Annotated in this window: 26 protein-coding genes; 12 read left to right on the forward strand and 14 right to left on the reverse strand. The window is 70.8% G+C overall.

Translation table 11 applies throughout. The annotated features are described in order from the left end of the window. Positions 1-73: 73 nt before the first annotated feature. The 4 genes from ACH54P_RS20590 (at position 74) to ACH54P_RS20605 (ending at position 3,552) form a co-directional block, all read left to right on the forward strand. On the forward strand, positions 74-1,117 hold the full coding sequence (locus ACH54P_RS20590; RefSeq protein ID WP_489915087.1) for an MBL fold metallo-hydrolase: 1,044 nt from the start codon (positions 74-76) through the stop codon (positions 1,115-1,117). Positions 1,118-1,196: 79 nt separating this feature from the next. Further along, positions 1,197-1,598: a GNAT family N-acetyltransferase gene (locus ACH54P_RS20595; protein WP_489915089.1), complete on the forward strand. Its 402-nt coding sequence runs from the start codon at positions 1,197-1,199 to the stop codon at positions 1,596-1,598. Positions 1,599-1,608: 10 nt separating this feature from the next. Continuing rightward, the gene (locus ACH54P_RS20600; protein ID WP_489915091.1) at positions 1,609-2,061 is read left to right on the forward strand and encodes a GNAT family N-acetyltransferase; all 453 of its coding nucleotides are present in this window, start codon (positions 1,609-1,611) and stop codon (positions 2,059-2,061) included. Positions 2,062-2,394: 333 nt separating this feature from the next. Beyond that, the gene (locus tag ACH54P_RS20605; RefSeq protein WP_489915093.1) at positions 2,395-3,552 is read left to right on the forward strand and encodes a DUF222 domain-containing protein; all 1,158 of its coding nucleotides are present in this window, start codon (positions 2,395-2,397) and stop codon (positions 3,550-3,552) included. A 7-nt stretch (positions 3,553-3,559) separates the two neighbouring features. Here the strand turns inward: ACH54P_RS20605 and mnmA are convergent, their stop codons facing one another. The 4 genes from mnmA to ACH54P_RS20625 form a co-directional block, all read right to left on the reverse strand. Then, positions 3,560-4,651, reverse strand: coding sequence for a tRNA 2-thiouridine(34) synthase MnmA (gene mnmA, locus ACH54P_RS20610; RefSeq protein ID WP_489915095.1), 1,092 nt, complete (start codon positions 4,649-4,651; stop codon positions 3,560-3,562). 4 nt (positions 4,652-4,655) lie between these two features. After that, the gene (locus tag ACH54P_RS20615) at positions 4,656-5,852 is read right to left on the reverse strand and encodes a cysteine desulfurase family protein (RefSeq protein WP_489915097.1); all 1,197 of its coding nucleotides are present in this window, start codon (positions 5,850-5,852) and stop codon (positions 4,656-4,658) included. 64 nt (positions 5,853-5,916) lie between these two features. Then, complete coding sequence (locus tag ACH54P_RS20620; protein WP_489915099.1) at positions 5,917-7,284, reverse strand: MFS transporter; 1,368 nt, start codon at positions 7,282-7,284, stop codon at positions 5,917-5,919. A gap of 45 nt (positions 7,285-7,329) precedes the next feature. Then, positions 7,330-8,622 carry a helix-turn-helix transcriptional regulator gene (locus tag ACH54P_RS20625; protein WP_489915101.1) on the reverse strand — a complete coding sequence of 431 codons (1,293 nt, stop codon included), beginning with the start codon at positions 8,620-8,622 and terminating at the stop codon, positions 7,330-7,332. A 147-nt stretch (positions 8,623-8,769) separates the two neighbouring features. On the opposite strand from ACH54P_RS20625, the gene ACH54P_RS20630 reads away from it, so the two are divergent. Further along, the gene (locus tag ACH54P_RS20630; RefSeq protein ID WP_489915102.1) at positions 8,770-9,672 is read left to right on the forward strand and encodes an NADP-dependent oxidoreductase; all 903 of its coding nucleotides are present in this window, start codon (positions 8,770-8,772) and stop codon (positions 9,670-9,672) included. 320 nt (positions 9,673-9,992) lie between these two features. On the opposite strand, the gene ACH54P_RS20635 is transcribed toward ACH54P_RS20630, so the two are convergent. From ACH54P_RS20635 to ACH54P_RS20650, 4 genes are all read right to left on the reverse strand, one after another. Then, positions 9,993-10,868: a lysophospholipid acyltransferase family protein gene (locus ACH54P_RS20635; protein WP_489915104.1), complete on the reverse strand. Its 876-nt coding sequence runs from the start codon at positions 10,866-10,868 to the stop codon at positions 9,993-9,995. Next, on the reverse strand, positions 10,865-11,647 hold the full coding sequence (locus ACH54P_RS20640; protein WP_489915106.1) for a GNAT family N-acetyltransferase: 783 nt from the start codon (positions 11,645-11,647) through the stop codon (positions 10,865-10,867). The genes ACH54P_RS20635 and ACH54P_RS20640 overlap by 4 nt, the downstream gene beginning before the upstream one ends. A gap of 158 nt (positions 11,648-11,805) precedes the next feature. Then, entirely contained in the window at positions 11,806-12,765 is a 960-nt protein-coding gene (locus tag ACH54P_RS20645) for an electron transfer flavoprotein subunit alpha/FixB family protein (RefSeq protein WP_489915108.1), read from the reverse strand. Positions 12,766-12,791: 26 nt separating this feature from the next. Further along, complete coding sequence (locus ACH54P_RS20650; RefSeq protein WP_489915110.1) at positions 12,792-13,577, reverse strand: electron transfer flavoprotein subunit beta/FixA family protein; 786 nt, start codon at positions 13,575-13,577, stop codon at positions 12,792-12,794. 244 nt (positions 13,578-13,821) lie between these two features. Here ACH54P_RS20650 and ACH54P_RS20655 point away from each other — a divergent pair, with 244 nt between their 5' ends. Then, the gene (locus ACH54P_RS20655) at positions 13,822-14,667 is read left to right on the forward strand and encodes a DegV family protein (protein ID WP_489915112.1); all 846 of its coding nucleotides are present in this window, start codon (positions 13,822-13,824) and stop codon (positions 14,665-14,667) included. On the opposite strand, the gene ACH54P_RS20660 is transcribed toward ACH54P_RS20655, so the two are convergent. Then, on the reverse strand, positions 14,645-15,070 hold the full coding sequence (locus tag ACH54P_RS20660; protein WP_489915114.1) for a hypothetical protein: 426 nt from the start codon (positions 15,068-15,070) through the stop codon (positions 14,645-14,647). The two genes, ACH54P_RS20655 and ACH54P_RS20660, sit on opposite strands and share 23 nt — an antisense overlap. A 52-nt stretch (positions 15,071-15,122) precedes the next feature. On the opposite strand from ACH54P_RS20660, the gene ACH54P_RS20665 reads away from it, so the two are divergent. The 4 genes from ACH54P_RS20665 (at position 15,123) to ACH54P_RS20680 (ending at position 18,344) form a co-directional block, all read left to right on the forward strand. Beyond that, positions 15,123-15,896, forward strand: a complete 774-nt coding sequence (locus ACH54P_RS20665) for a class I SAM-dependent methyltransferase (RefSeq protein WP_489915116.1) — start codon at positions 15,123-15,125, stop codon at positions 15,894-15,896. Beyond that, positions 15,893-17,398, forward strand: a complete 1,506-nt coding sequence (locus ACH54P_RS20670; RefSeq protein WP_489915118.1) for a 1,4-alpha-glucan branching protein domain-containing protein — start codon at positions 15,893-15,895, stop codon at positions 17,396-17,398. The genes ACH54P_RS20665 and ACH54P_RS20670 overlap by 4 nt, the downstream gene beginning before the upstream one ends. Before the next feature lie 9 nt (positions 17,399-17,407). Then, a complete protein-coding gene (locus ACH54P_RS20675; protein WP_489915120.1) occupies positions 17,408-17,896 on the forward strand; it encodes a glutathione peroxidase in 489 nt (162 codons plus the stop codon). A 217-nt stretch (positions 17,897-18,113) separates the two neighbouring features. Continuing rightward, positions 18,114-18,344 carry a hypothetical protein gene (locus tag ACH54P_RS20680; RefSeq protein WP_489915122.1) on the forward strand — a complete coding sequence of 77 codons (231 nt, stop codon included), beginning with the start codon at positions 18,114-18,116 and terminating at the stop codon, positions 18,342-18,344. Between the two features lie 49 nt (positions 18,345-18,393). Here the strand turns inward: ACH54P_RS20680 and ACH54P_RS20685 are convergent, their stop codons facing one another. After that, positions 18,394-19,623, reverse strand: coding sequence for a YbiU family protein (locus tag ACH54P_RS20685; protein WP_489915124.1), 1,230 nt, complete (start codon positions 19,621-19,623; stop codon positions 18,394-18,396). Positions 19,624-19,708: 85 nt separating this feature from the next. Here ACH54P_RS20685 and ACH54P_RS20690 point away from each other — a divergent pair, with 85 nt between their 5' ends. Next, entirely contained in the window at positions 19,709-20,824 is a 1,116-nt protein-coding gene (locus ACH54P_RS20690) for an ROK family protein (protein ID WP_489915126.1), read from the forward strand. 18 nt (positions 20,825-20,842) lie between these two features. Here ACH54P_RS20690 and ACH54P_RS20695 read toward each other — a convergent pair whose 3' ends face one another. Beyond that, a complete protein-coding gene (locus ACH54P_RS20695; protein ID WP_489915128.1) occupies positions 20,843-22,606 on the reverse strand; it encodes a glycoside hydrolase family 2 protein in 1,764 nt (587 codons plus the stop codon). 126 nt (positions 22,607-22,732) lie between these two features. Between ACH54P_RS20695 and ACH54P_RS20700 the strand changes: the two genes are divergently transcribed. Further along, positions 22,733-24,010: a glycosyltransferase family 4 protein gene (locus ACH54P_RS20700; RefSeq protein WP_489915130.1), complete on the forward strand. Its 1,278-nt coding sequence runs from the start codon at positions 22,733-22,735 to the stop codon at positions 24,008-24,010. Between the two features lie 9 nt (positions 24,011-24,019). Here ACH54P_RS20700 and ACH54P_RS20705 read toward each other — a convergent pair whose 3' ends face one another. The 3 genes from ACH54P_RS20705 to ACH54P_RS20715 all read right to left on the reverse strand — a co-directional run bounded on the left by ACH54P_RS20705 (position 24,020) and on the right by ACH54P_RS20715 (position 25,572). After that, positions 24,020-24,148 (reverse strand): hypothetical protein, encoded by a 129-nt coding sequence (locus tag ACH54P_RS20705; protein ID WP_489915132.1) that lies wholly within the window; start codon positions 24,146-24,148, stop codon positions 24,020-24,022. 129 nt (positions 24,149-24,277) lie between these two features. Beyond that, positions 24,278-25,057 (reverse strand): class I SAM-dependent methyltransferase, encoded by a 780-nt coding sequence (locus ACH54P_RS20710; RefSeq protein WP_489915134.1) that lies wholly within the window; start codon positions 25,055-25,057, stop codon positions 24,278-24,280. A gap of 56 nt (positions 25,058-25,113) precedes the next feature. Next, entirely contained in the window at positions 25,114-25,572 is a 459-nt protein-coding gene (locus tag ACH54P_RS20715; protein WP_489915136.1) for a nuclear transport factor 2 family protein, read from the reverse strand. Between the last annotated feature and the right edge of the window lie 78 nt (positions 25,573-25,650).

Raw genomic sequence — 25,650 nt, forward strand, 5'->3', positions numbered from 1 at the left:
GGACAGCGAGCCCGGCACGGCTCAGGGTGAAGAAAGGCCGGGACGCCGAGGTCTCGCCGGGACGGAGGTCACCGTGGAACCGTTGCCGGAAAGCAGCGACAGGAACTGGACCGAGCCCGGAATCTACGAGGTCTCGACCGGTGTCTACCGGATCCCGTTGCCCTTGCCCAACGACGCTCTGCGCGCGGTCAACGTCTACGCGGTCACCGATGGCGAGAAGCTGGTCTTGGTCGACTCGGGCTGGGCGTTGGCCGTCGCACGGCAACAGCTTGCGGACGCACTCGGCGGCATCGGCGCCGAACTCGCCGACGTCAGCGAGTTCCTCGTGACCCACGTGCACCGGGACCACTATTCACAGGCGGTCGTCCTCCGTCGTGAATTCGGCTCGAAGATCGCCCTCGGCCAAGACGAAGAGCCGTCGCTGAAGGTGTCGGGCAACCCCGACCGGCTGCCGATGGAAGCCCAGGTCGATCTGCTGTTCCGGGCGGGCGCCAGTGAGGTCGTCGAGGCGCTGGCTCGCGAGTTCGGCACGAACCGGCGGCACACGGAAGCCGATCTCTGGGAAGCGCCCGACGAATGGCTGACGCCGGGCCGGAGGCCGATCCTCCCCGGACGTGAGTTCAACGTCGTCGCCACTCCCGGACACACGGCCGGGCATGTCGTCTTCGTCGACGACACCGCCGATCTGTTGTTCTCCGGTGACCACGTACTGCCCCACATCACGCCCTCGATCGGGTTCCAGCCCGTGCCGGCCGAGTTGCCGCTCAACGACTTCATCGACTCCCTGCGCCTGGTGCGCGCGATGCCGGACCGCCGCATGCTTCCCGCCCACGGCCCCGTATCCGAAAGCGTGCACACACGGGTCGACGAGCTTCTGGAACATCATCGGCAACGCCTCGAAACGATGGGCTCCCAGATCGTGGCCGGCGCGAGCACCGCTTTCGAAGCCGCGAACCGGGTCGGCTGGACCCGTCGCAACCGCAAGCTGTCCGAAATGGACTCCTTCAACCGCATGCTCGCGGTCCTGGAAACGGCAGCGCACCTCGACCTCCTGGTAGCGCAGGGCAAACTGACCGCCCAGGTCGTCGACGGGGTTCGGCACTACGCGACAACCTGAGGAACACGGCGGTCGACACCGCGCGTAGCCGCCCTGTAGCAGTTACGACCATCGATGGCCATCCTGCATACTGGGTGAAATGGATGTCATCAGACGTGCCCGCGCAACGGACATCGAGGCGCTCGTGCGCTTGTTCGGTGCGCCGGGCAAACCGCTGGCAGCCGCGCTCCAGGAGCTGATCAACACTCCGCACGTCACGCTGGTCGTCGCCGAGGACGACAACGGCGTCGCCGGCACCGCCCAGCTGACCGTGCTGCGAGGGCTCGCGTGGGAAGGCGCTCCCCGCGGCCTCCTCGAAGGCATCCGCGCCGCGCGGCGCGGGGTCACCAGCGCGCTCCTGACCTGGGGCATCGACGAAGCCCGCCGACGAGGCTGCACCCGTCTCCACCTGGATTCCGGCCTCAACCGCGCCGACCTGCGAGAGTTCTACGCCCGCTTCGGTTTCGAGCACAGCTACCAAGGATTCACCCGCGTCCTGTGATACTGACGCCGTGACCGACTACACCATCCGCAGGGCACGGCGAGAGGACGTCGGCGCGATCGTGCGCATGCTGGCGGACGACCAGCTCGGCACCACCCGGGACGATCCCAACGATCTCGCGCCTTATCTGCGGGCCTTCGACGAAATCGTCGCGGACCCGAACCAGCTTCTGATGGTTGTCGCTTCCGGTGATGAGCCCGTCGGAACCTTGCAGCTGACGATCATTCCCGGCCTGGCCAGGCGAGGCGCGCTCCGTGGTCAAATCGAGGCAGTGCGGATCCACGTCGACCATCGGGGCACCGGACTCGGCGCCGACCTCATACGTTGGGCAATCGACGAGTCGCGACGGCGCGGGTGCGCACTCGTGCAGCTCACGTCCGACGTCTCCAGGACAGACGCACACCGGTTCTACAAGCGCCTCGGTTTCGAACCCAGTCACACAGGTTTCAAGCTCAAGCTCTAAGCACTGATGGCCTCGACGTCCGTTGAACTGCCGTCTGTCCATATTGGACATTGGATCCTCCCTCCATCGACGACGCACGTGTCCACGCACGCGAACGATTCCGAATCTATTGCCGTGCGTCAAGTCATGAAGAGCACGAAAGGACCGTTCGCTCCCTTTCGCCACCCATTCCCGCGAATCTCGATGACTTTTCTCGTGAGCGGCCGTACGGTCACGCTCATGGCATCTTCGCAACCACTCCGCAAGCTCACTCCCTCGACTGACCGAAGCGAGCACGACAAGCTCCCGTTCATGCTTCGCTCGGTCCGCACCGATCCGCATACGTTGCAGCGCATGAAAGACGACCAGATCATCGACCTTATCCGCGATACCGACGCCGAGATTTCCAAGCTGCAGGCCCTTCAGCTGAGAGCGATCGCGGAACTGAGCGTGCGCCGGAGACGGGCGCCCAGCGCGGCTTCGGAAGTGGCTTTGGCTTTGTCCGTAACGGAACACCGGGCCAGTTCCATCGTTTCCGCGGCCAACGCGCTGATTGCCCGACTCCCCCGCATGCTCGACCTCATGGACGACGGCAGACTCGACCTCTATCGCGCCATGAAGGTCACGGATGCGACGGCATGGCTGCCCAGCGATCGGGTACAGGTTGTCGACGCGACGCTCGTGGACCGGGTTCCGGGCCGGAACGCCACCCAGGTCCGCCGGGCCGCGGCCTACGCAGCCGCGAAGGTCGATCCGGAGGGTGCGGCGCAACGCACCGAGCGGAAACTCGTCGAACGGCGGTTCGCCCTGCATCACCAGGACGCCGGCGTGACCCATGTGTCGATCAACAACGCGCCGACCGAAAAGGCGACTGCCGCCTTCGCCCGCATCGACCGGGCCGCTCGAGCGATGAAGACTCCGGACGAGTCGCGGACGCTGGATCAGCTCCGAGCGGACGTGGCCGTGGACCTGCTGCTCAGCGGCACGGGTGGTCCGAGCGAGCGCACCGAGGTGTTCCTGCACATCGACTTGGATACCTACCTCGGCCTCAGCGAATCCCCGGCGATCTTGGCCGGCCGCGGATCCCTCGCGGCGGAGGTGGCCCGCCACATCATCGGCGGCCCCGACACGACCCTTCGCCGGGTCCTCACCGACCCGCGAACCGGCCAGGCGATCGAACTCTCTCCAACGCGCCACCTGCTCGAGCACGACGAGTTCATCCGGGTGCGGGACCAGGAGTGCCGCCAGCCCGGATGCACGCGGCCCGCCCAGAGTTGCGGCATCGAAGGAACTCGCGCACAGGGCGAGACCGAGGGGGCGGCCGATCAGCCGGTCACCTACTGCTCGCGGCACCGCAAGCTGAAGGGACAACCTGGCTGGGACTACGAGGTCACTCCGGACGGCACCGTGAACGTTGCGACGCCAGCCGGACGGGTGCACTCGACGACGCCACCGGCGATGAACCCCGGCCGCCGACGAGCAAGCCGATTCAGCATCAAGCGCCGAAAGTGACCGACGCTCAGCGGGTGCCGGAGATCTTCGCGCTGCCCAGGACGACGTCCCCGCCGTCGGCATCCGGGCGGTAGAGGACGACGACCTGCCCCGGGGCGACTCCGCGCAGCGGCTCACGCAGGTGCACAGTCATGGTGTCCGAGTCGACGTCGGCGACCGCGTCGACGATGCCCCCGTGAGCCCTGACCTGGACCACGCACTCGGTCGGTTCGGTCAGCGGCCGGCCGCTGGGCCAGATCGCGCGATCGGCCTCGATCACCTTGACCCCGAGCTCAGCTGCGGGACCGACCTTCACCGAGCCGGACACCGGCTCGAGCGACAGGACATACCGAGGACGACCGTCCGGCGCCGGAGCCTCGATGCCGAGGCCCTTGCGCTGCCCAACGGTGAATCCATGCACCCCTGTGTGCCGGCCGAGAACCGCCCCGGTTTCTGCGTCGACGAGCTCGCCAGGACGCTGCCCCAGCCGGTTCTCCAGGAACTTCTTGGTGTCACCGTCCGGGATGAAGCAGATGTCGTGGCTGTCCGGCTTGTTGGCGACGGACAGACCTCGTCGCTCCGCCTCGGCCCGCACCTCGGTCTTCCAAGAGTCGCCAAGAGGGAACATGGCGTGGCTTAGCTGCTCCGCGGTGAGGGAGGCGAGCACGTAGGACTGGTCCTTGCCGCTGTCCGCACTACGACGCAGCTCGGGCACGCCGTTCACGACGGTGAGACGCGCGTAGTGGCCAGTGGCGACTGCGTCGAACCCGAGTGCCATCGCCTTTTCGAGAAGAGCTTCGAACTTGATCTTCTCGTTGCAGGTGACGCACGGGTTCGGCGTGCGACCGGCGGCGTATTCACCGACGAAGGTCTCGACGACCTCTTCGGTGAAGCGCTCCGCGAAATCCCAGATGTAGAACGGAATCCCGAGGATGTCGGCAGCCCGCCGTGCGTCGTGCGAGTCTTCGATCGTGCAGCACCCGCGCGAGCCGGTCCGCAACGTGCCCGGCTTGGCCGAAAGCGCCAGGTGCACGCCGACGACGTCGTGCCCCGCGTCGACCGCACGTGCTGCGGCAACCGCCGAGTCCACTCCTCCGCTCATCGCGGCCAAAACCCGCATTGCCTTACACCTCTTGCTTCTGGGTCTGCTTGCGCATTCCGGCCAGGCCGGCCTGCCGGGCACGCGTGACGACTCCGCCGATCTCGGCAGCCACTGCCTCGACGTCTGCGGCAGTGGATGTGTGGCCGAGAGAGAAACGGAGGGAACCACGGGCCGCCGCCGGGTCGGCACCCATGGCGAGTAGTACGTGGCTCGGCTGGGCGACGCCCGCGGTGCAGGCGGAGCCAGTCGAGCATTCGATGCCCTTGGCGTCGAGCAGCATCAACAGGCTGTCGCCGGCGCACCCGGGGAATGTGAAGTGGGCATGGCTGGGCAGCCGCTCACCGTCTCCGCCGTTGAGAACAGCATCGGGCACTTCGCGCCGAATGGCTTCGATGAGCCCGTCTCGAAGCTCCTCGACGCGCTTCGCATACTCGGCTCGGGTTCCGACGCTGCTTTGCACGGCAGCTGCGAACCCGACGATCGCCGGGACGTCCAGGGTGCCGGAACGAACGCTGCGCTCCTGGCCCCCGCCGTGCAGCAGGGGCACGCAGGTCACGTCGCGTCCAAGGAGGAGTGCTCCGACACCGAACGGACCACCGAGCTTGTGTCCGGTGAGGGTGAGCGCAGCGGCGCCGCTGGCCGCGAAGTCGACCGGAACGGCGCCGACGGCCTGGACCGCGTCGGTGTGGAGCGGGATGTCGAACTCGGCGCAGACCGCTGCCAGCTCGGCGATCGGGTTGATCGTGCCGACCTCGTTATTGGCCCACATCACGGTCGCCAGCGCCACGGTCTCGGGATCCGCGGTGATGGCGGCGCGGAGGACGTCGGGCGAAACGCGGCCCTGGCTGTCCACGTCGAGGAACGTGATCTCTGCGCCGCTGTGGGCCTCGAGCCATTCGACGGTGTCGAGCACGGCGTGGTGCTCCGCAGCTCCGCACAAGATGCGCCGACGCTGCTCCTGCTCGTCGTGACGAGCCCAGTAGATGCCCTTGACCGCGAGGTTGTCGCTCTCCGTACCGCCGCCGGTGAAGATCACCTCGGAGGGGCGGGCGCCCATGGCGTCGGCGATGGTCTCGCGGGCCTCCTCGACCATCCGCCGCGCCCGGCGGCCCGAAGAGTGCAGCGCGGAGGCGTTGCCCACGGTGGACAGCGCCTCGGTCATCGCCGCTAGGGCTTCGGGCAACATCGGAGTGGTCGCCGCGTGGTCGAGATAGGTCATCGCTAGTTCAGGGTAGTCCGCTCCAGCGCGTGACGAAGCCCACCCTGGCCCTCGAAGTGGGCTGTCACACCTTCGACGGCCACCTTCCCGTCAGCCGGACGCCCAGCAACGCGAGCGCAACCAAGGCCACCGTGAGCAGGCCCATCGCCGGCGACGGGTGCAGAACGGAGCCCATCACGCTCAGCAGGACGCCGCCCAAGCCGATGAGCAGCGCGGACCCCACCCAGTCCGCGAGCTGCATCGCCGAAGTGTTGAACCCGCGTTCACCTTCGGGTGAGTACCGGAGCAGGAGGACGGAGATCGCGGGCATCGCGATCCCCATTCCGGCGCCGCCGACCGCACAGGCGACGAACGCCACCCAGCTGGGGAACCAGGGTTGGGAGACCAAGCCGAAGCAGACGAGCCCGGCCGCGACCAGCCAGAACCCCGTGCGTAGCGATGCCTCCCTCGACCAGCTGAGGAACCGGCCTTGCGCTGCCGACGCCGCCGACCAGCCCAAAGCCGTGATCGTCAGCGGCAGGCCGGCGAGGGCGGGGCTGTATCCGTGGACCGCGCTCATCGTCAGGGGCAGGTACGCCTCCATCCCGGCGTACGCGCCGGCGATCAGGGCGCGGGAGGCGACGACCGTCGGGAGGCCGGGGCGGGAGGTCAGCGTCCCGACCGGCAGCAGCGTCCGGAGGGCGTAGCCCAGCGCCACGAGGCCGACCGTGCCGTAGCCGAGGGCCAGGAGGGACTGGTGCTGAGCCGCCCATGTCAGCGCCGCGACGCCCAGCGCGGCGAAGATCGCCTGCGGCACGCTCGCGCGGCGACCGCCCGTGGCGGGCGCATGCGTCGGCAAGCGGCGGACGACCACCACCAGCATCACCACGCCAACGGCCACGAGCGGGACCAGGCCGAGGAAGACCCAACGCCAGCCGATGCTCACCGTCACCACGCCGGCCACCGAGGGGCCGATCACCGCCGGCAGGACCCAGGCCGCGGCGTTCGCCGCGTAGATCACCGGGCGTTCGTGGTCGGTGAACGTCAGCGCGATCAGGAGCGAGACCGAGACCAGGAGCAGTCCCGAGCCGAAGCCCTGGAGCGCGCGGCCGAGGAGGAACGTCGGCATCCCGGTCGCCGTCCCCGCGACGACCAGGCCGGCCGCGAACAGCACGGGACCCGCGAGCAGTGCCGGCGCCGGGCCGCGGCGGTCGCCGATCCGGCCCGACAGGACCGTCGCGACCACGCTGGAAATCAGGAAGATCGTGAACGGCCACGCATACAGCGACAGCCCGTGGAGGTCGGCGACCAAGGTCGGCATGGCCGTCGCGACGCCCATGCTCTCGAACGCGACCAGGGTGACCACGAGCAGCAGCGCGACCGTGGTCAGCCGGTGTTCCGCGCTCCACAGCACACTTCGGCGACGCGGTGCGGAGTCGATCGTCGAGGCCATGATCAGCAGAGTGCAACCTCCAGCCCGCTGGAGGTCAAGCCGATTTCAGGCGGAGCGGTGCGCCACCGGTTCCAGCGGCAGGTCGCGGGCCAAGGCGGCCGCTTCGCCGCGGGAGCTCACGTTCAGCTTGTCGAGGATGTTGCGGACGTGGAACTTGACCGTGTGTTCGCTGAGCTGCAGCTGCTCGGCGATCTGCCGGTTGCGCAAGCCTTGCGAGATGCCCGACAGAACCTCGAGTTCGCGCGGGTTGAGCCGGTCGAGGGGCCGCAGCTCCGGCGGTTCGGCCACGCCGAGCGGGAGGACCGCGGTGACCGTCGTGCCCCAGCCGGGTACTGCGTCGACCTCCCAGTGGCCGCCGAGGGTGGTGAGCCGGTCGGTCAGGCCGCGGGCCGGGATCGCGTCGGCGACTTCGGGACTGTCGTCGCGGACCGTGATCCGCAGCACCGAGCCGTCCAGCCGCCAGGACGCTCGCAGGCGCGTGGTCGCCGGGCGGTCGACGGCGGCCAGGACCAGGCCGCGGGTCAGGGTGCGCGCGGTGTGGGCGATGTCCTGCGGGAGGGACGCGTCGCCGACCGGGTCGGCGAGGTCGACGTCGACCTCCGTGTGCCGGACCAGGTCGGCGAGCTGGGTCTTGAGCACGGCGAAGGCCGCGTCCGCCTGTTCTGCGGACAGCGCCTGGTCGCGGTCGACGACGCCTTTGAGCTCGAGGAGCGCGTCCGCGGCGAGGTCGATCGCGGTGCGGCGCGCGACGGCGTCGGAAAGCCGTCCGGAGCGGAGGACCGCCAGGAGTGTGACGAGGGTCGCCGCGTGGGTTTGGCCGAGGTCCGTGATCGCCTGGGCCCGGGCGGTCGCCGCGGCGAGGCTGCTGGCCAGGACGTCCGGGCCCGGGTCGGTCGCGCGCTGGCCCGCGTCGGTGCTGACGATGTGCCACAACTGGGCCGCGAGCTCCAGCTCGGCGGACGGCGGCTCCGCGTCCTCCGGCACCACGGCGAGCACGGCGCCCCGGCCGACCGCCGGCGTCGAAGCGAGCAGGACCAGACGACGCTCGACGCCTCCCAGCGGACCGTCGAGCACCAGGGCCTGGTCCGGCTCGCTGCGGTCGACCAGCCGCTGCAGCTCGACGCTCGTCACGGCTTGGGTGATCGTCTCGTCGCCGAGGACCTTGAGCGGGCTGCGGGGACAGTCCCCCGTCTGCATGGCGACGGCGCGGTGCGGGATCAGCTTCCCCAGCTCGACGGAAAACCGGCTGAGCAGCTGGGGCCGCGGCGCCGAAAGCAGCCGTTCGACGACGTCCAGGACGTGGCGCGGATCCGACCAGGAGGCATCCCTGGCTGCCAAGGTAGGCGCGTCCCCGGGCCGGCGACCTGCTCGTCCGGCTAGTGAACACTGCTCGTCCGGGTGGTTCGGCGGACCCGCTGGACGAGTTGACTTCCAGGGAGGACATTCGAACACCGAAGGTCACGAACCGAGGAGCGCAGAAACACCATGCGAGCGATCACCTTCTCCGCCTACGGCGGGCCGGACGTCCTGCAGCTGTCCGAGGTTCCGGTGCCGGAGCCCGGACCGGGACAGGTGCGGCTGGCCGTCCGGGCCGCCGGGATCAACCCGATCGACTGGAAGATCCGCAACGGCGCCATGCAGCAGAACTTCCAGGTCCCCTTCCCGCACATCCCCGGCCTCGAGGTCGCCGGGGTGGTCGACGCCGTCGGCGAGGGCGCGGACTTCGCCGTCGGCGACGAGGTGTTCGGCTGGTCCGAGACCGGCGCGTACGCCGAGTACGCGCTGGCGAAGACCGTCGCGCCGAAGCCCGCGAGCCTTTCGTGGGCGGACGCGGCGGCAATGCCTGTCGCCGGCGAGACGGCGCTTCGCGTTCTCGGGCTGCTTGACGTCCGTGAAGGCGAGACGCTGCTGATCCACGGCGCCAGCGGCACGGTCGGCCGGTTCGCCGCCCAGGTCGCCGTCGCGCAGGGGCTGACCGTCATCGGCACCGGCGGCAGCCGGAGCCTCGACGACCTGAAGTCGCTGGGCGTCGTATCGGTGCTCTACGGCGACGGCTGGCTGGAGCGGGTCCGCGGGGTCGCGTCCGGGCCGGTGGACGCCGTGTTCGACGCCGCCGGTCGCGGGGTGCTGCCCGAGTCCGTCGAGCTGCGGGGCACGAAGGACCGGATCGTCACCATCGCCGACGGCGCTGCCTTCGAGCTGGGCATCCCCTTCTCCAGCGGGGGTGAGCAGACGCGGGAGGTCCTGACCGAGATCGCCGGCTGGGTGACCGACCGCGGGGTCGGCATCGCGCAGGGCAAGAGCTACCCACTCGCCGAGGCGGCCGCGGCGCAGATCGAGAGCGAGGGCGGGCACCCGGGCGGGAAGTTGACGATCGCCGTCAGCTGACCGAGGCGGGCGGGCTGGGGACGGCCGCTGCGGATTCGGCCAGTCTTCGCAGCCGTTCGGCGGGCCGGACCGGCACCAAGCCGGATCCGGCCAGCCTGAGCAGATGTGGCAACGGGCGGCAGCGGTTTTCGCCCGACCGGCTGAGCAACGGGCGCCAGCGGATCTCCAGGCCCGACCGGCAGAACAACGGGCGCCAGCGGGTCTCCAAGCCCGACCGGCTGAGCAACGAACGTGGCCTGTCGCCGAATAACGGTGACAGGCCACGAACAACGCTGCAAGCCGACCCGGACCTGTCGCCGGGTCGCGGCGACAGGCCCGGATCACTTCGCGGGAGGCGAAGCCAGTGGCGCCTTCTGCCCTCGCGGGGTCCGGCGCCGCGCCTGGGCCGGGATCTGGACCGTGCCCAGTGCGGAATGGACCGCCGCCTCGGCGAGGGCGGCCAGTTCGCGGCGGTTCTCCGCGCGGCCCGGGGCGATCTCCGGGCAGATGTGGACCTCGAGCACCAGGCCGCGCAGGGACGCGACCCGGCGCAGGGACGCGATCAGCGACTCCGGGCCGATGAAGGCCGGGCGGCTCGTCTCGCGGCCGTCGGCGAGACGGTACCGCAGCGCGATCGGGCGGACCGGGACGCCGCCGTCGATGGCCGCCTGGAACGTCGCCGTCGTGAAGCGGCCTGAGGCCAGGCCGCACCACGTCGTGCCCTCCGGAGTCACGCTCACCAGCGAGCCCGTCCGCAGGGCGTCGGCCAGTGAAGCCATCGTGGCGGGCAGCGTCGTCAGCCGTTCGCGGTCGAGGAAGATGCTGCCGCCGCGGCGGACCAGGCCGCCGAGCACCGGCCAGCTCGCGATCTCCTTCTTCGCCAGTGCGCGCATCGGCCGCAGGGCGTTGATCGCCACGATGTCGAGCCACGAGATGTGGTTGTTGACCACCAGCGCGCCGCGGCCGGCGGGGGCGGTCAGGAAATCGGCGCCGCCCCGGATGTCCAGGCGGACGCCGAACGCCCGCAGCATGCCGCGGAAGATCAGCCGGACCAGGCGGGGCGCCACCAGCAGCACCGGTGCGAACAGCAGCGCCGCGAAGACGACCCCGATCGCCGCCCCGAAGCGCAGGACCCGACGGGGGAAGCTAACGACCGGGTTGTCGTGGGTCAGGCAGCCGTCGCCGCACGGCGAGGCCGGCATCCAGGCGTGGCTCATACCTGGACTCCGAGGAAGAACTTCAGGTACCGCTCGTCGACGTTGTGCAGGTCCAGCACGACGAAGAAGTCCGCGACGCCGAAGTCCGCGTCCAGCGCGGGTGGCCCGCAGGCCTTGGCGCCGAGCCGGACGTAGCCCTTGATCAGCGGCGGCAGCGTGGCGCGCGCCGGGCGTTCGATCCCCGTGGCGTCCCACGGGATCAGTGGCGAGACGCGCGTGGCCTCGTCCGAGTAGTGCTTGGTGCGCAGGATGTCCCACACGCCGGCGGCGAGCGAACCGCCGTCCGCCAGCGGGACGGACGCGCAGCCGGCGAGGTAGCGGTGGCCCGAAAGCAGCATGTAGCGGGCGATCCCGGCCCAGACCAGGCTGACGACGGCGCCGCTGCGGTGGTCCGGGTGCACGCACGAACGGCCGGTTTCGACCAGTGACGGCCGGATGCCGTCGAGGGCGGTCAGGTCGAATTCGCTGTCGGCGTACAGCTTCCCGGCCTGGGCGGCGCGGTCCGGCGGCAGCATCCGGTAGCAGCCGACGATGTCGCCGGTGTTGTCGTCGCGGACGACGAGGTGGTCGCAGAACTCGTCGAACTCGTCTGCGTCGAGGCCGGGCGTGAGGGAGTGCAGGCGTGCGCCCATCTCCTCGGCGAAAACCCGGTGACGCAGCTTTTGCGCGGCGACCACTTCGTCGTTCGCGTGCGCGACGAGAAGGGAGTACCGGGGAGCGTCCGCGGGGAGCTCGACACCCGCCTGATCAGTGCTGACGAGGAGCTGTGACGTCGTCATGGTCAAGGTGTACCTGCGCGGAGGAAGCCGCGGAGAGTGCCATCCGATGACCGATTAGTGCACGTTCAGTTAATGGCGGGTTCTCAGGCTTCTCTCAGGTCCTGAGAACCCGCGAAGGGCCTTCCGGGGAGTTCCCGGAAGGCCCTTCGGACGAGCGATCAGCCCTTGCGCTTCTCGACCGCTTCGGTCAGCTGCGGCGCGACGTTGAACAGGTCGCCGACGATGCCGAAGTCGGCGATCTCGAAGATCGGCGCCTCCGGGTCCTTGTTGACGGCGATGATCGTCTTCGACGTCTGCATGCCGGCGCGGTGCTGGATCGCGCCGGAGATGCCGAGGGCGATGTACAGCTGCGGCGACACGGTCTTGCCGGTCTGGCCCACCTGGAACTGCGCCGGGTAGTAGCCGGAGTCGACGGCGGCGCGCGAGGCGCCGACAGCCGCGCCGAGCGAGTCGGCCAGCTTCTCGACGACGTCGAACTTCTCCGCCGAGCCGACGCCGCGGCCACCGGAGACCACGATCGAGGCCTCGGTCAGCTCCGGCCGGTCACCGCCGGTCACCGGCTCGACGCCGGTGATGCGGGTGGACTTCGCCGCGTCGGTGGCGGGGATCTCGACGGTCTCTTCGGCCGCCGCGCCCTCGGCGGGCTCGGCCTCGACCGCGCCGGGGCGGATCGAGACGACCGGGGCGCCCTTCGCGGACTTCGACTTCACCGAGAACGCGCCACCGAAGATCGACTGGTCGATGACGCCGTCGCCGTTGACGCCCACGGCGTCGTAGATGAGGCCGGAGCCGAGCCGGACGGCGAGGCGCGCGGCCACCTCCTTGCCCTCACCGCTGGCGGTGACCAGGACGGCGGCCGGGGAGGCCTGCTGCGCCAGCGCGGCGAGCACGTCCACCTTCGGCGTGACCAGGTAGTTCGCGGCGTCGTCGCCTTCGGCGACATACACCTTGGCGGCGCCGTGCGAGGCCAGCGCCTGCTTCGCCTTGGCGGCGGTGCCGGTCGGGCCGACGACGACGGCCGACGGCTCACCGAGCGCGCGGGCGGCGGTCAGCAGCTCGAGCGTGACCTTCTTGACCTCACCGTCGACGTGGTCGACGAGGACGAGTACTTCAGCCATTGTTCTACTTCCTCCTCGAACCGTTGTCAGATGAGCTTCTGGCCGACCAGGTACTCGGCGACCTTGGTGCCGCCGTCGCCCTCGTCCTCGACCTTCTCGCCGGCGGTGCGCGGCGGCTTCGGCGAGGATTCGGTCACCGTGGACCACGCGTTGGCCAGGCCGACCTCGCCCGCGTCGACACCCAGGTCGGCGATGGTGAACGTCTCGACCGGCTTCTTCTTCGCGGCCATGATGCCCTTGAAGGACGGGTAGCGCGGCTCGTTGATCTTCTCGCCGACGCTGACCACGGCGGGCAGGGTCGCCTCGAGGCGGGTGAGGCCGTCCTCGGTCTCGCGGACCGCCTTGATGGTCGTGCCCTCGACCGTGACCTCACGGGCGTAGGTGACCTGCGGCAGGCCGAGCAGCTCGGCGAGGATGGCCGGGATGGCGCCGCCACGGCCGTCGGAGGACTCGTTTCCGGCGATGATCAGGTCGTAGCTTTCGACCTTCGCGATCGCGGCGGCGAGCACCTTGGCGGTGGCGATCGCGTCGGAGCCGTGCAGGGCCTCGTCGGAGACGTGGATGGCCTTGTCGGCGCCCATGGACAGCGCCTTGCGGATGGCGTCGGTCGCGCGGTCCGGGCCCACCGAGATCACGGTGACCTCGCCCTCGCCGGCTTCCTTGATCTTCAGCGCTTCTTCGACGGCCTTCTCGTTGATCTCGTCGAGCACGGCGTCGGCGGATTCGCGGTCAAGGGTGTGGTCGGACCCGTTGAGCTTCCGCTCCGAGTAGGTGTCCGGTACCTGCTTGACCAGGACGACGATGTTGGTCATGGGTCTGCTTCGACCTCCCGGTTCGTGGCCCGCGGGAAGACCACGGGACAGTGCTCTACTGGCCGGTAGATTAGGGGCATTCGGCCGCCAGGACCCGCCGAGGTGACGCCATTCACCTGGATGCGCAATCTATTGGGACGATTGTCCCGGTAGTCGACCGGTTACCCCGCCCGAAGTGCCGTTCGTCCGATCGGACCAACCACGGCCTACTAGCAGTGGGTGTGAGGCATTAACCTCCCCCACCATGCCCGCGCGCATCGCCGTCATCACCGACTCGAGCTCCTGCCTGCCCGACCTCGTCGCCGCCCGCTGGGCCATCGGAGTCGTCCAGATCCAGCTGAACCTGGGAAGTCACTTCGACGACGAAAACCGGTTCGACCGCGGCGAGGTGATCGACGCGATGAGAGCGGGACAGGTGATCACCACTGCGCCCCCGGATCCGGGGGCGTTTTTCTGGACCTACCAGGAAGCGGCGGCCTCCGGCGCGACCGCCATCGTCAGCATCCACATCTCCGGCCGCATGTCCGACACCGTCCGCGCGGCCCGGGAGGCCGCCCAGCAGGTCCGCATCCCGGTGCACGTCCTGGACAGCCGCACCACCGGGATGAGCCTCGGTTTCGCCGCGGTGTCCGCGGCCCGGGCGGCCGCGGCCGGCGCGGACGCCGGCCGCGTCATCGAAGCCGCCGAACGCCGGTGCGCCACGAGCACCGAATTCATCTACGTCGACACGCTGGAATACCTCCGGCGCGGCGGGCGGATCGGCGCCGCGCAGGCGATGATCGGCTCCGCGTTCTCGATCAAGCCGCTGCTCACGGTCAAGGACGGCGAGGTCGCGCCGCTGGCCCGCGTCCCCGGTACCCGGCGGGCGCTGGCCAAGATGGTCGACCTCGCGGTGAAGAAGTCCGGCGGGTTCCGCGCCGACATCGCCGTGACCCGGTTCGGCGCCAGCGACCACGAGCTCGAGATCGGCAGGCAGATCGAACGCCGGGTGCCCGCGATGGCCGAGAGCATGGTCGTCGAGGCGAGCACGGTCATCGGCGCGCACCTCGGCCCGGGCGCGCTCGGCATCACGGTGTCGCCGGTGTACTGACCCGGCGCGCGGGGATCAGCAGGAGCGCGAGCGGCACCAGCACGCCGAGGCCGGTCGTCGCGAGGATGAGCACCTGGTCGATCGTCTCGAAGTGCCCGACGTGGCCGAGGTGGTAGAGGAAGTGCGGCAGCCCGAACAGCAGCGCCGAGACGGCCGCGAGCCGCGCGGCCGCTGTGGTGCCGATCACGGCGGCTCCCACCAGCAGCGCCGCGAGCGCCAGGTTGAGGCCGCCGAAGTCGCGCAGGAGGTGCTCGTTGAAGGGCCCGTCCATGCTGACCCAGCCGCTGCGGAAGCCGGGAAAGTCCTGGTAGAAGCCCAGTGGCGAGAGCAGGGGCCAGAGGCCGACGGGCAGTTCGACGAGGCCGAAGACGACGAGGAGTACGCGGGTGATGGTCCGTTGCATGACCACGGAACGAGACGGCCGGACCGGACGTGACACCGCTAGGGTCGCGGACGTGACCACCCCAGCCACCCGGGCCGAGGCGCTGCACCTGACCGGCGAACGCACCGTCCCCGGCATCGCCGAGGAGAACTACTGGTTCCGCCGCCACGAAGCCGCGTACGCCGCCCTGCTCCCCCACTGCGCGGACGCGACGGTGCTCGAAGCCGGCTGCGGCGAGGGCTACGGCGCCGGGCTCGTCGCGACCACGGCCCGGCGGGTGCTCGCGCTGGACTACGACGTGCCGACGACCGAACACGTCGCCCGGCGCTACCCCGAGGTCACCGTCGCGCGGGCGAACCTGGCGTACCTGCCGGTGCGGGACGGCGCCGTCGACGTCGTGGCCAATTTCCAGGTCATCGAGCACCTGTGGGACCAAGCGGGGTTCCTCACCGAATGCCACCGGGTGCTGAAGCCGGGCGGGCGGCTGCTGGTCACGACGCCGAACCGGCTGACGTTCACGCCGGACAGCGACACGCCGCTCAACCCGTTCCACACGCGTGAGCTGGCGCCGGCGGAGCTGGCCGAGCTCCTCACGGACGCCGGTTTCGACGTCGAATCGCTGCACGGCCTGCACCACGGCGAAGCCGTGCGCGCGCTCGACGAGCGGTACGGCGGTTCGATCATCGACGCCCAGCTCGACGTCGTCATGGGCAAGCTGCCCGGGCAGGCCGTCTGGCCCGCGGCGCTGCTCGCCGACGTCGCCGCGATCGAAGCGACCGGGTTCGACATCCACGGCGACAACCTCGACGCGAGCCTCGACCTGGTCGCCGTGGCGGTGCGCCGATGAACGAAGGCACCTTCTGCCTCGTCCTGCACAGCCACCTGCCGTGGTTGCCGCACCACGGGAGCTGGCCGGTCGGCGAGGAGTGGCTCTACCAGGCGTGGGCGCACTCGTACCTGCCGATGGTCGACCTGCTGGAACGGTTCGCCGCCGAAGGCCGCCGGGACGTGCTGACGCTGGGCGTGACGCCGGTGCTCGCCGCGCAGCTCGACGACCCGTACAGCATCCGCGCGTTCCACGACTGGCTCGGCCACTGGCAGCTGCGCGCGCAGCACGCGTCGACGCTCTGGCGGGACGATCCGATCCTGCGCGAGCTCGCCGCGGCCGAGCACCGGACCGCGGTCCGCGCGGCCGGAGAACTCGGCACGCGGTGGCGGCACGGGTTCTCGCCGATCCTGCGGTCGCTGGTCGACGACTCGACGATCGAGCTGCTCGGCGGCCCCCTCGCGCACCCGTTCCAGCCGTTGCTGGACCCGCGGGTGCGGGAGTTCGCGCTGAAGTTCGGCCTCGCCGACACGGCGCTGCGGATCGGGTCGCGGCCCGAGGGGATCTGGGCGCCCGAATGCGGCTACGCGCCTGGTCTGGAAAACGCCTACGCGGCCGCGGGCGTGCGGCGGTTCCTCGTCGACGGCCCGTCGCTGCGCGGCGAGACCTGGGCCGCGCGGCCGGTCGGCGACACCGACGTCCTCGCGTTCGGCCGGGACCTCGAGGTCACCTACCGCGTGTGGTCGCCGAAGGCCGGTTATCCGGGCCATGCCGCGTACCGCGACTTCCACACGTGGGCGCACGAGGTCGGGCTCAAGGCGTCGCGCGTCACCGGCAAGACGGTCGAGCCGCCGGACAAGGCGCCGTACGACCCTTCGCTCGCTGCGGACGTCCTCGGGCTGCACGTCAAGGACTTCGTCGACACGGTCGTGACGCGGCTTCGGTCGTTGAAGGCGCAACACGGGCGCGAGGCCCTCGTCGTCGCCGCGTACGACACGGAGCTGTTCGGGCACTGGTGGCACGAAGGCCCGGCCTGGCTGGAAGGCGTGCTGCGCGCGCTACCCGAGGCCGGGGTGCGGGTGACGACGCTGAAGGGCGCGATGGAGGCTGGACACGTCGGCCCGCCGATCGACCTGCCGTCGTCGTCGTGGGGGTCGGGCAAGGACTGGCGCGTCTGGGACGGCGAGCAGGTCAAGGACATGGTCGACGCCAACGCGGCGCTGCAGGGGCGGCTCCTCGACCTGGTCGCCGGGCTGGACACGACCGCCCGGGACACCGTCGCCGACCAGGCCGTGGCCGAGGCGATGCTGGCGCTGGAAAGCGACTGGGCGTTCATGGTCACGAAGGACTCCGCCGCCGACTACGCGCGGCGGCGCGCGGCGGTGCACACCGAGCGCTTCGACGCGCTCGCCGGGCTGCTGCGCCGCGGCGACCGCGTGCGGGCCGAGGAGCTCGCCGCCGCCTTCCGCGCCGACGACGGACCGTTCGGGCACCTCGACGCCCGGGCGCTGAAGCACGACTGAGAGGGACTCATGGCGATTCACGACATTCCGGTCAAGACGCTCGACGGGCAGGACAGCTCGCTCGGCTCGCTGGCCGGCAAGGCGCTGCTCGTGGTCAACGTCGCGTCGAAGTGCGGCCTTACCCCGCAGTACTCGGGCTTGGAGCGGCTGCAGGAGCGCTTCGGCGGCCAAGGCTTCTCCGTGGTCGGTTTTCCGTGCAACCAGTTCGCCGGGCAGGAGCCGGGCAGCGCGGAGGAGATCCAGACGTTCTGCTCGACGACCTACGGCGTCACGTTCCCGATGTTCGAGAAGATCGACGTCAACGGCGAGGACCGGCACCCGCTCTACGCGGAGCTGACCAAGGCGGCCGACGCCGAGGGTGCCGCCGGTGACGTCCAGTGGAACTTCGAGAAGTTCCTGGTCAGCGCGGACGGCGAGGTCCTGGCGCGGTTCCGGCCGCGGACCGAGCCCGAGGACGAGACGGTCGTCAAGGCCATCGAGGCGGCCCTTCCGGCGTGATACCACGGCGGGGGACCCCTGTCCCCCGCCATCGCCGGAATTCACCGGACCGGCGGGAAACACCCCGCTGACCGGGTATCACGCAAACCCCATAAAATCGGGTGCCGCGATCCGGACGGTCTAATCCCGGGTGATCAGTCTGCCGTTTTCCCTTCTCCGCGCCGAATACTGGAGACGACGCCATTCCGGCGCCACCGTGTGCGAGAAGGGATCACCGATGAGCACCTCCACACGCCGGGCCGCCGTGGCCGCGTTCCCCGTGGCACTCGGGCTGCTGCTGGCCGGCCCCGCACTGGGAACCGCCTCCGCCGCGACGCAGTCCGACGCGGACGTCCAAGCCCGCCACTGCCTGCTGGTGTGCGGCGGTCACCACCACCACCATCACCACCACCACGGCGAGCCCCTTCACCTGCTGGGTCTCCACTTGGGACTCGGGCTGTCCTTGTAGTGGCCGATCGCGCCGGGGCGGGTGGCCTCCGCCCCGGCGCGGTGCCCGTTCACAGGCCGAGCTGGGCGCGTCCGACTGCGTTGAGGTCGTCGATCGTGGCGCGGCCGGTCCAGTGCACTTCGTAGTCTTCGGGCGCGAAATCGCCGGGACTCTTACCGGCCAGGAATGCGCGTCCGCATTTCTCGGCGTAGGCGGCGTTTTTCGCGCAATGCGGGCTCGCCGGGATGTACATGACGTTTCCCCAGCGGTCCGGATTGGTGCCGTCGGCGACCGCGTGGACGACGTCGCCGTGCCACCACACCGTGTCACCCGGTTCGACGTCGGGGATCGACGTCAGCGCCGGCAGCAGGACGTCGTGGTACTTGTCGCTGACCGGCAGCGCCTGGCCGTTGACCGCGCCGCAGAGGTCGTCGTCGGGGATGTCGTCCTGCAGGGCGCGAAGCAGGACGTACGCGATCGCCGACGGGATCGGCACCACGTGGAGCAGGCCGTCGCCCTGGCGCATTTCCGACAACGCCGTCCAGCCCTGGAAGGTGCGGAAGGCCGAGCACATCACCGTCGACGGATATTCGTCGACTTCGGTGCGGTGGGCGCCGTCCCACGGGTCGTAGGCGCGCCAGTCGCCGGCGAAGACGTGCCGGAAGACCTGCTGGCAGGCGGGCAGCAGCCAGCGTTCGACCGAGCCGGAGTCCGTGTGGGCGGACAGGCCCAGCGACGCCGAGCCGGGCGCGCGGCGGCGGATGCGGTCGGGGTAGGCCGTGTCGCGGTCGGGGTCGAACCAGACGCGGCCCTCGGACTCGTGCCGCCAGAAGGAGTTGAGGAACCGCCGGACGGTCACCATGTGCTCGTGCTGGCGGGCCTGGATCTGTGGCTTCGACCAGTAGACCGGGTAGATCTGCGGCTGGCTGGAGGCGAGGCCGGCGAAGACGTCGTCGGCCGGGCCTTGGTAGGTGCCGGCGAAGTCGTTGTCGGCGAGGTAGGCGGCCAGCTCGGCGTCCCACGCTTCGGCCGCTTCGCGCGCGAAGGTGCCTTTGACGACGGCGCAGCCGCGGCGCCGGACGGCGTCGAGCGTCCGCTGCGGCACGGTGCCGTCGGCGATGTCGCGGTAGCGGACCACTGGGAAGGCGTCCGGATCCGCGGCGACGGCGTCGACCTCCCGCCGCATCGCGTCCCGGACCTCGGCGAACGCGCCGGCGACGTCGCCGATCCGGGCGCGCAGCTCCCGCTTGGTCCGTGAGATGGCTTCGGACATGTTCGTGGGCAGTTCCGTGGTGGTCACCGGCGTCCTCCGTTTTGGTTAGGACTCCTTACTAGAATGGCCCGGCTACGGTAACCCCTGTCCGTCCCCCGCCACAAGAGGTGCGATGTCCGACCCCGACCGGCCGCTCCCGCGCCTGGCGATGCTGCGGGCGATGACCGACCGCGCGGTCCTCGACCACGTCTTCGGCCACGGCCGGACCACGCGCGCCGAGCTCGCGGCGACCACCGGGATCTCTAAGCCGACGATCTCCGAATCCGTCCGGCGGCTCGAGACGGCGGGCGCGCTGCGGGCCACGGGCACCGACCAGACCGGCCGCCGCGGCCGGATCGCCACGTTCTACGAGCTGGCCGCCGACGCCGGGCGCGTCGTCGCCGCCGAGGTGAACCAGCAGGGCATCCGCACCGTGACGACGGATCTGACCGGGACGGTCCTGGCCACCGAACGGCACCCACCGGACGCCGGTCCGATCACCGCCGCCGTCCGGGCGGCGATCACGGCCGCGGGCGTCGCCGGGCCGGGGCCGGTGCGGGCGACCGCGATCTCGGTGGCCAACCCCGTCGACCCTGTCACGCACGAGGTCGTCGCACTGCCGGGGTCGCCATTTCCCGAAGGCACGCTGCGGGCCGGCGAGATCGGCCCGGACGTCCTCCTCGACAACGACGTCAACTTCTCGGCGCTCGCCGAACGGCGGGAGGGCGCCGCCCGGGACGCGAAGAGCTTCGCGTACGTCTATGTCGGCGCCGGGCTCGGCGTCAGCCTCTACGTCGGGGACCAGCTGGTCCGCGGGGCGCACGGCCTGGCGGGCGAGATCGGCTACCTGGACAGTTCGGGGTCCACGCTCGCGTCGACCCTCGCCGACCAGGGGTTCGGGCGGGCGGACGCGCCTTCGCTGGACGTCGGCGCGATCTTGACCACGCTCGACCAGGCGGCCGGAGACGCCGTGGCCGTCGAACGGCTACGGCTGCTGGGCGCGACACTCGGCCGGGCCGTGGCCGCGATCTGCACGATCGTCGACCCGGACCTGGTGCTCCTGGGCGGGCCGGCCGGGAGCCGGCCGGAGCTCGTGGCGGAAATCCGGCGAACGGTCCACGCGGTGGCGCCCGGGCCGGTGCGCGTGGAGGCCGGAGCCGTGACGGACTCGGCGGCGCTGCGCGGGGCCCTGTTGTCGGCGCTCGACCACGGGCGCGACGGCCTGCTCAGAGCGGTGGCCGAAAACTGACGACGGCTGTCGGCGAGGTCAGGCCGAGCCTGCCCCGATCACCGCTCGCACGCACTTCGCGACCACGTCCGCGTCGACCTTGACCACCCGCCGGTCATAGGTGAGCAGGCCGTTGACTTCGTTCTCGACATCCGTCGTCTGCGTGTAGACCGCGCCGGACAACCCGCATTCCGCCACCACTCGCTCGAGAGCGGCGCTCACCTCCGCGTAGCGCTCGGTGAGCCGCTCCGGCGTAGTCGTCATTTCGTACGCGTTCGGCGGACCGGGCCAGCGGTGGTCGTCGAGGACCAGGCCGAGGCCGCCGTACTCACCGTCGACGAGCGCGCGGCCGTCCGCCACCGACGGCGACCCCGGGCCCACATACGTGTGGTTGTCGTAGACGTCACCCGCGCCACTGTCCGGCCGGGAGAAGCAGCAGTTGACGCCGCTGTTCGCGATCACCAGCCGGGTCGGGTCGAGGGACTTGACCAGCTCCGCGACGCGGGCCGTCTCGAACTCGCCCCAGCCTTCGTTGAACGGCACCCAGCCGACGATCGACGGGACCGCCCGCAACTGAGTGATCATTTTGATCAGTTCCGCCTCGAACCGCTCGCGCGCCCGCGGCACCGGGTCCGGCGCGATCCCGGGCGGCCCGTCGAACGACGCGGTCAGCGACGGCATGTCCTGCCAGACGACCAGGCCCAGCGTGTCGGCCCAGAAGTACCAGCGGGCCGGCTCGACCTTGACGTGCTTGCGGACGAAGTTGAAGCCCAGCTCCTTCGTCTTTTCGAGGTCGAAGCGCAGCGCGTCGTCGGTGGGCGCGGTCGAGATGCCGTCCGGCCAGTAGCCCTGGTCGAGCGGGCCGTGCAGGAAGGTGACGCGGCCGTTGAGCGCGATCCGCGGGCGCCCGCGCTCGTCCGGGACCAGGCCGATCGTCCGGAGGCCCGCGTAGCTGCCGGCCTCGTCGAGAAGCGCGCCGTGGCGGTCGCGGAGCTGGACGCGCAGCGTGTAGAGGTGCGGGTCGTCGGGCGTCCAGAGACGTGGTTCGGGAACGTCCACGCGCACCGACGTGCCGGCCGGCCCCGACGCGCGGGCCACCTCGGCGTCGTTCGCCGAAACGACGACCACGACCTCGGCGCCGCCGGTGACCTGGGGGAACACCGTCACGCCGGTCAGGTCCGGGGTCAGGTCCAGCCGTTCGACGCGGTGCTCGGGCACCGGCTCCAGCCAGACCGTCTGCCAGATTCCCGACGACGCCGTGTACCAGATCCCGCCGGGCGCGTTGCGCTGCTTGCCGACCGGGAACGGCTCGATGTCGGTCCGGTCCTCGGCCCGGACGGTCAGCTCCTGCGGCCCCGAAGCCCGCAGGACGTCGGTGATGTCCGCGCTGAACGACGTGTAGCCACCTTCGTGCGTCGCGACGAGCTGGTTGTTGACCCAGACCTTCGCCGTCTGGTCGACCGCGCCGAAGTGCAGGAGGACGCGGTCGCCACGCCAGTCGGCCGGGATCTCGACCAGGCGGCGGTACCAGAGGACCTCGTCGCGACGGCCGATTCCGGACAACGCCGACTCCGGCGGGAACGGGACCAGGATCCGCTCGGCGTAGCCGGATGGCCGGGGCTCGTCGGGCGAAGACGGCCAGCCCGCGTACTCCCAGACGCCGTTGAGGTTCAGCCAGCGCGACCGGGTCAGCTGCGGCCGCGGGTACTCGGGAAGCGCGTTGCCCGGACCCACCTCGCCGGTCCAGGGAGTGGACAGGGGCGGGTCGAGCCGGCGCCAGCCGGGGTCTTCGGGAGGAGTCATCCCGGCCGATGGTGGCAGAGATCGCGAAGGCTGCCGGTGAGACGTGTCACATTCCGGACGAAGTTCCCGCCGGTCGGCTGGCACGGGCGGCGCGGAGCCCTTCCGACTCGCGAGTAACCTCTGCGCATGCGTGTGCTGATGCTGTCCTGGGAGTACCCGCCAGTGGCCATCGGGGGCCTGGCCCGGCACGTGCACGCGCTCGCCTGCCACCTGGCCAGGCAGGGTCACGAAGTCGTCGTGCTCTGCCGGCACGCCGCGGGCACCGACGCCGGGACGCACCCGCGCACCGACCGCGTCGTCGAGGGCGTGCGGATCATCCGGGTCGCCGAAGACCCGATGCACGTGACCTTCGAACGCGACCTCGTCGCCTGGACGCTGGCCATGGGCCACGCCATGATCCGCGCGGCGCAGGACCTGCTGCGCGGCTGGCAGCCCGATGTCGTGCACGCGCACGACTGGCTGGTCGCGCACCCGGCCATCGCCATCGCCGAGGCCGCGCGGGTACCGCTGGTCGGCACGATCCACGCGACCGAGGCGGGGCGGCACTCCGGCTGGCTGTCGCACCCGCTGAACCAGCAGGTTCACTCGGTCGAGTGGTGGCTGGCGAACCGCGCCGACGCGCTGATCACCTGCTCGCAGGCCATGCGCCGGGAGGTCGCGCACCTCTTCGAGGTCGAAGCGGCCGACGTCACCGTGATCCACAACGGCATCGAGGAACGCGGCTGGCAGGTGCCGGCGGACGAAATCGCGCACGCCCGCGAGGTCTACAGCCCGGCCGGGGCGCCGCTGTTGCTCTATTTCGGCCGGCTCGAGTGGGAGAAGGGCGTGCAGGACCTCCTGGCCGCGCTCCCCCGCATCCGGCGCCGCCACCCCGGCACGCGGGTGGTCGTCGCCGGAAAGGGACGGCACTTCGACGAGCTGGTCGAGCAGGCGCGGAAGCTGCGGGTGCGGCGGGCGGTCGACTTCGTCGGGCACCTGTCCGACCGCGACCTGCGCGCGGCGCTCGCCGCGGCCGACGCCGTGGTGCTGCCCAGCCGGTACGAGCCGTTCGGGATCGTCGCGCTGGAGGCCGCGGCCGCGAAGGCGCCGCTGGTGGCGTCGACCGCCGGCGGGCTCGGCGAGGTCGTGGTCCACGGCGAGACCGGGCTGGCGTTCAGCCCCGGCGACGTCGCCGCGCTGGCCGACGCGGTGACGACGGTGCTGTCCGACGCGGACGCCGCGGCCGAGCGGGCCCGAGCCGCCCAGTCCCGGCTGGCCGCGGACTTCGACTGGAGCCGGATCGCCGAGGCGACCGCCGCGGTCTACCGGCGCGCGAAGCCGGCCGAACCGGTCGAGCTGCCCCGGCCGAAGATCGCCACCGGGAACGCCTTCGAGCCGGTCGCCGCCGGGGTTCCGGAACTGTAGGTAGGCCGTTCAGAAGCGGCAGGGCCGGACGCAGTCCGGCTGCGCCGCGGCGGGCGTGGTCACGGCCGCGTCGACGGTGAGCGCGAGGGCGAAGACGGCGAAGAAGGTGGCGGCGACAGCTCTCAACCTGCTGGTCATGGGGACTCCTCGGGGAACGGTGGCGCGACGGGCGCCTCGCAGCGAGCATCCGCGCCGCTTCCCCGGGAAACAATCAGCGGAACAGTAGGGACCGGTACGTAATCGCCTTCCGTGATCGGTTCGTCCGGTTCACCGGCTTCCGGTCAGGAGCCGCACGCGGACCTGCTCCCGCAGTGGTCCGTGCGGCGCCACGGCCTCCCGGACGCGCTCGGTGAACGCCGGCCTCGCGTCGGGGGCGGGCAGCTGCTCGGGGCTCATCGCCGAAAACACGCCACCGGCGATCTCCTCGACGCTCAGCGGCGCGGAGTACTCGACGACCAGCGAATCGACGCCGTATCCGGCCTCCGACAAGGCGTCCGCGTACCGCTGCTGGCTCGCCGCGTCCGTTCCGCAGGTGCGGTGCAGCGGGGTGCCGAGGTACGCCGAGAGGATCTCTCGCAGCGCGGCGGACCACGCGGTGTCCTGGAGCCACAGCGGTTCGCCGTTGGTCACCACCGCGACCCCGCCGCCGGGGCGCAGCAGCGGACGCACCGCGGCGAACAGCCGCTCGTGGTCCATCCAGTGCAGCGCCTGCGCCACCGTCACCATGGCCAGGCGGCCTGGGCCGAGGACCGCCGTCAGTGCGCCGAGGTCGGTGTCCGCGCCGAGCAACCAGCTGACGTTCGACTCCGCCGTCGCCCCGCGGGCCTGGGCGAGCATCGCCGGTTCCGGGTCCATGCCGAGCACGGCGCCGACCGAGGGCGCCAGGGCGCGGGTGAGCTGGCCGGTGCCGCACCCGAGGTCGAGCACGACGTCCGAGCGGGTCAGCCCGAACGCCGTGACCAGCGCCGACACCACCTCCGGCGGGTAGCCGCGGCGGAACCGCTGGTAGTACTCGCTCACTTCCCCGCCGAACGCCGATGCCGTCATGCCCCGAGCCTGCCGGGGCCGCGGGGCCGCCGGGCGCGGTTCCGCCGAGGGCGGACTCAGAAGACCGGCAGCAGCACGCCGTGTTCGGACTCCGGGCGCGGGCCGAAGATGCGGCGGTCGGCCTCCGCGATCGGGACGTCGTTGATGCTCGCTTCGCGCCGTCGCATCAGGCCTTCGTCGCTGAACTCCCACAGCTCGTTGCCGTAGCTGCGGAACCACTGGCCCTCGGCGTTCCGGGACTCGTACTGGAACCGGACGCCGATGCGGTTGCCGCGGAAGCCCCACAGCTCCTTGCGCAGCGCGTAGTCCAGCTCGCGCTCCCACTTCGCCGTCAGGAACTTGACGATCTCCGCGCGCCCCACGACGTGCTGGTCGCGGTTGCGCCAGACCGAATCCTCCGTGTAGGCGAGCGAGACCCGCTCCGGGTCTCGGGTGTTCCACGCGTCCTCGGCGGCTTGCACCTTCTGGCGGGCGGTGTCTTCGTCGAACGGCGGGAAGGGCGGGCGTGGGGTCATGGGATCTTCCTCCATCAAGTAGAGAACGCGCGTTCTCCGGTAGCCTAGAGAACGGCCATTCTCCGCGCCAGAGGCAGG

It is taken from the genome of Amycolatopsis sp. N2S4-7 (genome assembly GCF_058119595.1).

What these genes read in the sequence shown, in the direction of transcription:
- ACH54P_RS20635 (WP_489915104.1), bottom strand. Translation starts at nt 10,868, where the DNA reads ATGAGCCACGCCTGGATGCCGGCCTCGCCGTGCGGCGACGGCTGCCTG.
- ACH54P_RS20595 (WP_489915089.1), top strand. Translation starts at nt 1,197, where the DNA reads ATGGATGTCATCAGACGTGCCCGCGCAACGGACATCGAGGCGCTCGTG.
- ACH54P_RS20690 (WP_489915126.1), top strand. Translation starts at nt 19,709, where the DNA reads ATGTCCGACCCCGACCGGCCGCTCCCGCGCCTGGCGATGCTGCGGGCG.
- ACH54P_RS20700 (WP_489915130.1), top strand. Translation starts at nt 22,733, where the DNA reads ATGCGTGTGCTGATGCTGTCCTGGGAGTACCCGCCAGTGGCCATCGGG.
- ACH54P_RS20640 (WP_489915106.1), bottom strand. Translation starts at nt 11,647, where the DNA reads ATGACGACGTCACAGCTCCTCGTCAGCACTGATCAGGCGGGTGTCGAG.
- ACH54P_RS20710 (WP_489915134.1), bottom strand. Translation starts at nt 25,057, where the DNA reads ATGACGGCATCGGCGTTCGGCGGGGAAGTGAGCGAGTACTACCAGCGG.
- ACH54P_RS20695 (WP_489915128.1), bottom strand. Translation starts at nt 22,606, where the DNA reads ATGACTCCTCCCGAAGACCCCGGCTGGCGCCGGCTCGACCCGCCCCTG.
- ACH54P_RS20715 (WP_489915136.1), bottom strand. Translation starts at nt 25,572, where the DNA reads ATGACCCCACGCCCGCCCTTCCCGCCGTTCGACGAAGACACCGCCCGC.
- ACH54P_RS20605 (WP_489915093.1), top strand. Translation starts at nt 2,395, where the DNA reads ATGAAAGACGACCAGATCATCGACCTTATCCGCGATACCGACGCCGAG.
- ACH54P_RS20655 (WP_489915112.1), top strand. Translation starts at nt 13,822, where the DNA reads ATGCCCGCGCGCATCGCCGTCATCACCGACTCGAGCTCCTGCCTGCCC.
- ACH54P_RS20630 (WP_489915102.1), top strand. Translation starts at nt 8,770, where the DNA reads ATGCGAGCGATCACCTTCTCCGCCTACGGCGGGCCGGACGTCCTGCAG.
- ACH54P_RS20650 (WP_489915110.1), bottom strand. Translation starts at nt 13,577, where the DNA reads ATGACCAACATCGTCGTCCTGGTCAAGCAGGTACCGGACACCTACTCG.
- ACH54P_RS20615 (WP_489915097.1), bottom strand. Translation starts at nt 5,852, where the DNA reads ATGACCTATCTCGACCACGCGGCGACCACTCCGATGTTGCCCGAAGCC.
- ACH54P_RS20645 (WP_489915108.1), bottom strand. Translation starts at nt 12,765, where the DNA reads ATGGCTGAAGTACTCGTCCTCGTCGACCACGTCGACGGTGAGGTCAAG.
- ACH54P_RS20660 (WP_489915114.1), bottom strand. Translation starts at nt 15,070, where the DNA reads ATGCAACGGACCATCACCCGCGTACTCCTCGTCGTCTTCGGCCTCGTC.
- ACH54P_RS20670 (WP_489915118.1), top strand. Translation starts at nt 15,893, where the DNA reads ATGAACGAAGGCACCTTCTGCCTCGTCCTGCACAGCCACCTGCCGTGG.
- ACH54P_RS20680 (WP_489915122.1), top strand. Translation starts at nt 18,114, where the DNA reads ATGAGCACCTCCACACGCCGGGCCGCCGTGGCCGCGTTCCCCGTGGCA.
- mnmA (WP_489915095.1), bottom strand. Translation starts at nt 4,651, where the DNA reads ATGCGGGTTTTGGCCGCGATGAGCGGAGGAGTGGACTCGGCGGTTGCC.
- ACH54P_RS20675 (WP_489915120.1), top strand. Translation starts at nt 17,408, where the DNA reads ATGGCGATTCACGACATTCCGGTCAAGACGCTCGACGGGCAGGACAGC.
- ACH54P_RS20705 (WP_489915132.1), bottom strand. Translation starts at nt 24,148, where the DNA reads ATGACCAGCAGGTTGAGAGCTGTCGCCGCCACCTTCTTCGCCGTCTTC.
- ACH54P_RS20620 (WP_489915099.1), bottom strand. Translation starts at nt 7,284, where the DNA reads ATGGCCTCGACGATCGACTCCGCACCGCGTCGCCGAAGTGTGCTGTGG.